The following is a 7,009-nucleotide window of genomic DNA, read 5'->3' as shown; positions in this document are numbered from 1 at the left end:
CTTGCGACAGAACCATGATTTATACTTAAATATCACTTTTTTAATGGTCTAAAGACGAGTTTTTTAATGGTAAGGTGATAATTAAGTTAAAAACAGTATAAATATACTATTATCAATGACTTATTGTTAATGATATATTGTTATTTTAAGCCTTAAAAGAGAGAAATTTAATGTTTTTTGTTCTAAAGACGAGTTTTTTAATGGTAAGTGATACTTAGAAAAATTAACTTAAATACGAAAATAGTTTTGACAGCTCGCATTTAAGAAATATACTCTTAGTTAATTATTACTACTATTTTACTTTTCTTAGGATGAAAAACTTTAAAGAACTAGTTGTTAAAGCTAATGAGCTTATAGAAATGCCTATTGATTTCAATCTTATGCAACTAAAGTTATTTGCAAAGATTGTTGTATCTATGAGGGATAATCCAACGGAAGAGTTCTACACTTTTTCTATCAAAAACTTGTTAAATGATTTTGATTTAACAGATACAAATTACACTCAACTGAGATTAGCAACCAAGGGGCTTATAAGACCAGTTGTTATAAAAAGGGGGGGTGGAGCTGAACAGCAAAAAGCCTTTTTTACTGATGTGAATTACAGTGATAAAGGAGTTATCTCATTCAAAATTCACCCTGACCTAAAGCCCCTTATCCTGAATCTGGAAAAAAATTATACCAAGTATTATTTTTCAAATATTGCCCGGTTAAAGAGTGCTTATGCTATTAGGTTTTATGAACTTCTAAAACAGTATCAGTACAGAGGTGAAAGGGTACTACCTATTCAAGAGATAAGGTTGGTTTTGAAAATTGAAGGAACCAAGTACAGTAAAATTAATGACTTAAAAAGGTTTGTGATTTTAGTAGCTCAAAAGGAACTTAAAGAAAAGACTGATATTTATTTTGAGTTTGAAGGAATCAAGGAGGGTAGAAAAATTGTAGCGTTTAAGTTTTTAATTTATAAAAACACCAGGAATACTGGTTTTATAGAAAATGGTAGAACTGAAGCTTTGGAAAATGATGTAAAAAGTGACTTAACAAATGAACAAGAAAAGCTACTATTTAAGCTTATTGATGAATATAAAATCAGTGACAAAATAGCAAAGGGACTTATTGAAGGCGTTAGTGTTGAGCAGGTAGAGAAAAATATTGCTTATTCAGAAAGCGAATACAAGAAAGGGAAGGTGAGTAAAAATTTTAGTGGTTACTTAGTGAACGCTATTAAAAATAACTACGCAAGCCGTATTTCATTGTTTGAAGAAGATGAAAAAAAGAAAGCTGTTGATGATAAAAAGAAGAAAGCCGTTAAGGAAAATAAAGCAAAATTAAAAGATAAGCTTTCTAAGAGTTTCAGCAAAGAGCAAAAAGAAAATTTCATTAGTTCGCTGGATGATGAAGCTAAGAAAAAGCTTCTTGAAGACATTTTAGAGGAAGTAAAAAGTGATAGTTTTGCTGTTACTCACATCAAGAAAAAAGGCTTATTATCGCCGTCAGCTTCATTACCGATTATTACTAGAATTGATGATTTTGCAGGTAAAATTAAATGTTGAAAATCTTAGCTTTAACTCATCGACATTTGTACGTGTTAATCTAGGTATTTAACGAATTGATGAGTTTTCCTTCGCTGTCAGCCCCGGACGGGATGATAGTCTCCAGAAGGCGCAGGGTTGTTGCCAATCCGAAGTGCGCGATAGCGCGCGAGGGAGGCAAAGAATTGCATTACGAATAGCCGTCAAGCCATGTGTGGGAGCCTTAACGGAGCAGGGTTTTGTTGCGTAGTTGAGGCGGACGCGGGGCGGACCAGGGCACAAATGATTCGCCGCGTGGCGAATCGATTTTTGTGACATGGAGTCCCAAAATCTATCATGAGGCGCGCGGTGGCGCGCCTAGCTGCTTTGTGCTCAGTCTGTGGCGGACGCGGGGCGGACCAGGGCACAAATGATTCGCCGCGTGGCGAATCGATTTTTGTGACATGGAGTCCCAAAATCTATCATGAGGCGCGCGGTGGCGCGCCTAGCTGCTTTGTGCTCAGTCTGTGGCGGACGCAGGGCGGCTGGAGCATCTCCTGTTCGCTGCGTAGGTGGAGACAAAAAAAGGCATTCCGAAACCGTCGCCCAGTCACTTCATTTTAGGGAGTGCTACGATGGTAGTGGCGAAGTCGCACATACGCAGGGCGTCTTGGGCGCCGAAGGCATAAATGGTCGCCTGAACTTTTTGCCTGATAGGACATCATGTTCGATGTTTATTGGCTATTTTTAAAGAGAGGTTAGTATGAATATATTAAAATTGGAAAAAGTGGTTTTTGTTATGGTTATGATTTTATCGGGGGCCGTGATGGCTTACGGCGATGCCCCTGAGAATCCTGGTGTTCCTGGTGGGGATATAGTTATTGATATTGAAGAAGAAAAGAGACTTGCTACTATAGATGCTAATTCGGAGGGTGTTTTTATGAACTCTATAGGATTGAAAGCCAATAGAGTAGCTATGGAGGACTTGGATGAATTATTACCCCCTATACCTCAGAATATAACCAAGCCTCTGGTCTTAACCTTTTGTCCTAACCCAGATAGACTTCTGTGGGGTGATTGTCCAACCTATAAGGTTGGCGGGGTTGGTCCAGCAGGTGGGTGGGTATTCAGTGTTTCTGAGGGTGGCATACATGGCTTGGAAGTGGCTCCGGAAGATCAGGGTGACTTCGAATGGGGGTGTCAGGACATCGCGTTTGATGGCGTAACGGGTACGGCTATTGGTACAGGCGCAGCTAATACTAAGTTACTTGCTGAATCGGATTGTGTGGGTAAGTATTCGTACAGTGGTCAGATTGCGGCTCGGGTGTCAAATAATTATGAGATTAATGGCTTTGATGACTGGTACTTACCTTCACGTGATGAGTTGGATTTAATGTCCCAGAACTTAAAAGAAAAAGGTTTAGGAGGCTTTGATGATGGGAATTACTGGAGTTCTTCTAGCTATATTATAGCTAGAAGTCCTAATGAATTTGCTTGGACTCAGTATTTTGGATCTGGTCAAAGTAGTCATGGATTAAGTAGATTTGGTGAGGCTACTGTGAGATCTATTAGATCTTTCTGATGATTGGAGATAATAATAATAATGAAAAAATTAAAAGTTGTTACAGGGTTATTGTTAATATTCACAGTAAGCTCGGTATTTGCAGATCAAGTTGAGAAGAATAAAATTGGTCAAGCTAGCAATGCGGCTGCTATTGTAATTAATACGAAATTCCTTCAGAAGCTACAGAATATTTTACCTGAGATTCCTGAAGTAGTGGGTCGAGATAGGAGCATAACCATTTGCCCTGAAAAGGACGATCCTTAATGGGGAGAGTGCTTGTATGAAGTTGGTGGTACTGGGCCCAGCAGGTGGATTAGTTTTCTATACTACAGATGGGGGTAGGCATGGAATAGAAGCATCTCCAACAGATCAAGGACAATCTGAATGGGGTTGTTACACGGTTGAGGTTGCAGGTGCAGAGAGTCAGGAAGTTGGATCTGGTAAAACAAATACTAATGCTATCTTAGATGGAGGTTGTGTTCAGGACTATGTTTACAGTGGAGATATAGCAGCACGGATAGCATATGACTACACCTTAAATGGATTTGAGGACTGGTATTTACCATCTCTGGGCGAATTAGGCTTGATGTATAGTGAATTGAGAGAAAAAAAGATAGGTGACTTTGCGGGTTATGGACGTTACATTAGCTCATCACAACAGGAAGAATCAAACATTAGATCATGGGCAATGAGGTTTTCAAATGGTCTGGAAGTTCTTATTTATAGGAATCTTCATGGACATGTTCGTCCAGTACGATCCTTTTAAGGTCTCTTTTCATTCGCTAAAAATCTTCACTTCGCTAAAGCTCCGTTTCCAGGATTTTCAGCGTGGGTCGGAACGAGGTGACGAGGACGAATCGGGGCGCCGAGAAGGCATTAGAGGTCGCGTTAAGTTTTTGCCGCTTGCTTGGACTGGGATGCCCAAAATAAGCTTTCGAAAAAATAGCGACTCCCCCGAGCGTTTATAAATTATTAAATAATAGGAAATATCAATGACTAGGCTACAAAAAATAATATTTTTAATAATGTTCATAGCTAGTATTCCACTGCAAGCTGAATCACTACATGGAAATAAGATTGAGGTAAAATATGTTCGCGGTGAGAAAGAGCTATTAACCAAAATCATCACAGTAAGTGATGATGTAACCCCAGATATACCTGAGTTTCGTGTATTAAATAGCACCGGAATGAAATATTCAATAAATATTAAGAAGGATATAATATTGATAACGTACACAGGTATTTATGACGACTGGACCCTGCGTACAGGCTATAATGATCAGTTCAAATTCATAGACGTTGACGATACTTTAAATGATATTACTTCGGTGGAATTAATAGATCCTCTCTCTAGGCTGGAAGGGATTGATAAATATGATATTAAAGTCTGGACGAATGGATTTCTTGTTGAGATGAGAGATCCTATATGTAGTAGCGCCCATAGTTCTTGGTGGAATCAGATGCTGGGGATTGTAAAATGTAATTATGATGAGAGCCCCACTGATTATAGGAATCAGATTACGTTTAAAGTGCACTTCTCTGATAAGAACACTGCAAGAGAAGAAAAAGAGAAAGCAGAAAAAGAAGCTGCAAGGGTAGCTGAGTTAAGAAAAATATCTGATCCTGATTTCTCTATGGATGGGCATACTATATATACCAACTGGAAAGAATCAGTCATAAGTACATCTAGTCATAGAGTAATTGTTACAGCAAGTGATCATGTAAATCCTGATATTGATGATTTCTCTACGTTACCTAATTCCGAAAATCCTAATCTTTGGGATATAAATTTTCATAAAGATACTATTGAAATGTCATTTAGTGGTTCTGAGGATAGTGATGGTTATTATATCAATGATTCTTCAGGATTTAATTTTATGAGTAACATTAACACTGTGCCTGATATTATAGGAGTAGCGGTTATTGACACAGGATCCTTGCCAGATGGTTTTGATCCAAGTTTAATTACTGTTGAGAAGGATACTGTCTATGTAGATCTCAAAGGGGCAAAAATCGGTTATAACGATATTGTTAAAATACAACTATTCTTTGCTAAAACACCAGAACCACCAAGTACTGATGAAGATAATAGTCATATTAGTGGATTGATTAATGTTGGTTTCATCACAAGGTCTTTTGATACACATAAGATAAAAGTTAAATCTTGGGAGGTTACAACAGAGGGTGCTAAAGAATTTTTAAATGAGGCAACTGTTAAAGCTAGTGATGAAGTTAAATTTGATGTTGAAGATTTCACTATTTATAAAGAAGAAAGTTCGCCTACCGCTAATTGGAGTATAAACTTTCATGAAGATGTAATTGCATTAACAAACACATCAAACAATTATATGCATACAACATCGGCTGGGTTTTCTTTTGAAGACGTAGACGATACTATGCCTGATATTCTAGGTGTAATAGCGTTTCATAATTACTATGCACCGACAGGATTTGACCCCAGTCTGATTACATTTGATGCAAACCATATTTATGTGGATTTAAAAGGCTCAAAATGCTCTTTATTATGTCATTTTGAAGAAAGTCCAACTAGGTATAAAAACCGTATTATTTTAAAAGTCATTTTTGCAGTTGATTACCCTAGAGTTGACACCTTATTAAACGCTATAGAATCAGTGAATTCTGTTAATTTTCCTAGTCATAAAGAGTCATATATACATCGCTGGGAAACCTCCTATAAACGGTATTATCCTACCTCTAATAACTATCTTAAAGTTGAGAATAATACAGTATACATGGAAGGTGATGATTACGAAGGTTTAGTGAATTCTGGTACATTAGATACACTGTATGAAACTTATGATGTACCTTACAATATACCTGAAACAGCAGATACTCTTCAATCATTTTATGGGCATAATATATACGTAAACTATGCGTTTAATCATCTTTCTGAAGATGATCCTAAAAGAATTAAAGGAGAAAAAACTGTTACAGTGAATTCTAATATAAATCCTGACATTAGACTCTTCAAACCTTATCCTGAGCATGATTTTATTAATTGGGATATAAATTTCAAAGAGGACACCATAGAGCTAATCTATAGGACTAACATATCAACCAATTTCTCTAGTGGTGATAACAAAATTGGATTTAACTTTGTTGATGTTGACAACACTATGCCAGATATACTTAACGTATCAATGGCAGACTCTAACTACACTATGCCGGGGTTTGATCCCTCACTTATTGTATTTGATAAAGACAGTATTTTCGTTGATCTAAGCGGCGTATATTGTACTGAGTGGGTTGATGAGACACATAATTATTGTCCAAACTCTGATAGCCCAACAGGTAGAAATAACATCATCAGTCTGAAAGTAGAATTTGATATTCCTCTAGGACAGAAAAGAGCAAAGGTTGACACTAAACGGATTGATGCACTATTTGATGCTTTAGAAATTGAATATCCTCAATATGCTCCTGAACATAAAGAATCATATTACTTAGAAGAGAGTACGGATTATGTTCGTTACTATGCTAGTACTGATTTTTTTCTAAAAGTAAAAGATAATAAGCTATATTTTGAAGGAGGTGAGTTTGATAGTGAAAGTGATAGAGGAACTCTAGATTCTATGTACTTACTGTATGATATTCCTGACTTTTCAAGAATTGACTTATTATTTTATGCTGTAGAATTGAAGTACCCAAGCTATTTTCCCTCACACCCAGAGTCTAGTGTTTTTGATAGCGGTTACTATGGACGATACTACCCAACAACTAAAAATTATATGGGAATTAAAGATAAAAGAGGGTACGTATGGGGTGATAGTTTTGGTGGAGTAGTTTATACAGGTACTTTAGATAGCTTATATACAGAATATAATATTCCCTAGGAACCATTGAGACTGCATCTCTGGTAGGTTAAAAGGTTCTGTCGCAAAAGTTTATCGTGCGCATAAAAACCGGTCATAACCGG

The 7,009-nt window shown here is 37.0% G+C and carries 6 protein-coding genes; all 6 read left to right on the top strand.

Features of this window, described 5'->3' with window-relative positions:
* The first annotated feature begins 311 nt into the window (after positions 1–311).
* The 6 genes from CDZ78_RS15380 to CDZ78_RS15355 all read left to right on the top strand — a co-directional run bounded on the left by CDZ78_RS15380 (position 312) and on the right by CDZ78_RS15355 (position 6,926).
* The gene (locus tag CDZ78_RS15380; protein WP_087870796.1) at positions 312–1,550 is read left to right on the top strand and encodes a replication initiation protein; all 1,239 of its coding nucleotides are present in this window, start codon (positions 312–314) and stop codon (positions 1,548–1,550) included.
* A 472-nt stretch (positions 1,551–2,022) separates the two neighbouring features.
* Positions 2,023–2,259 carry a hypothetical protein gene (locus CDZ78_RS15375; RefSeq protein WP_140414105.1) on the top strand — a complete coding sequence of 79 codons (237 nt, stop codon included), beginning with the start codon at positions 2,023–2,025 and terminating at the stop codon, positions 2,257–2,259.
* Positions 2,260–2,271: 12 nt separating this feature from the next.
* Positions 2,272–3,090, top strand: coding sequence for an Lcl C-terminal domain-containing protein (locus tag CDZ78_RS15370; protein ID WP_087870794.1), 819 nt, complete (start codon positions 2,272–2,274; stop codon positions 3,088–3,090).
* 21 nt (positions 3,091–3,111) lie between these two features.
* Entirely contained in the window at positions 3,112–3,336 is a 225-nt protein-coding gene (locus CDZ78_RS15365; protein ID WP_087870793.1) for a hypothetical protein, read from the top strand.
* A 16-nt stretch (positions 3,337–3,352) separates the two neighbouring features.
* Positions 3,353–3,838, top strand: coding sequence for a DUF1566 domain-containing protein (locus CDZ78_RS15360; protein WP_087870792.1), 486 nt, complete (start codon positions 3,353–3,355; stop codon positions 3,836–3,838).
* Between the two features lie 226 nt (positions 3,839–4,064).
* Complete coding sequence (locus tag CDZ78_RS15355) at positions 4,065–6,926, top strand: hypothetical protein (protein WP_087870791.1); 2,862 nt, start codon at positions 4,065–4,067, stop codon at positions 6,924–6,926.
* The last annotated feature ends 83 nt before the right edge of the window (positions 6,927–7,009 follow it).

The organism is Bathymodiolus platifrons methanotrophic gill symbiont (assembly GCF_002189065.1).
Classification (GTDB): Bacteria; Pseudomonadota; Gammaproteobacteria; order Methylococcales; family Methylomonadaceae; genus Methyloprofundus.
Note: the sequence above shows the minus strand (reverse complement) of the source record. Positions and strands in the feature narration are given on the sequence as shown.

What these genes read in the sequence shown, in the direction of transcription:
- CDZ78_RS15370 (WP_087870794.1), top strand. Translation starts at nt 2,272, where the DNA reads ATGAATATATTAAAATTGGAAAAAGTGGTTTTTGTTATGGTTATGATT.
- CDZ78_RS15355 (WP_087870791.1), top strand. Translation starts at nt 4,065, where the DNA reads ATGACTAGGCTACAAAAAATAATATTTTTAATAATGTTCATAGCTAGT.
- CDZ78_RS15380 (WP_087870796.1), top strand. Translation starts at nt 312, where the DNA reads ATGAAAAACTTTAAAGAACTAGTTGTTAAAGCTAATGAGCTTATAGAA.
- CDZ78_RS15365 (WP_087870793.1), top strand. Translation starts at nt 3,112, where the DNA reads ATGAAAAAATTAAAAGTTGTTACAGGGTTATTGTTAATATTCACAGTA.
- CDZ78_RS15360 (WP_087870792.1), top strand. Translation starts at nt 3,353, where the DNA reads ATGAAGTTGGTGGTACTGGGCCCAGCAGGTGGATTAGTTTTCTATACT.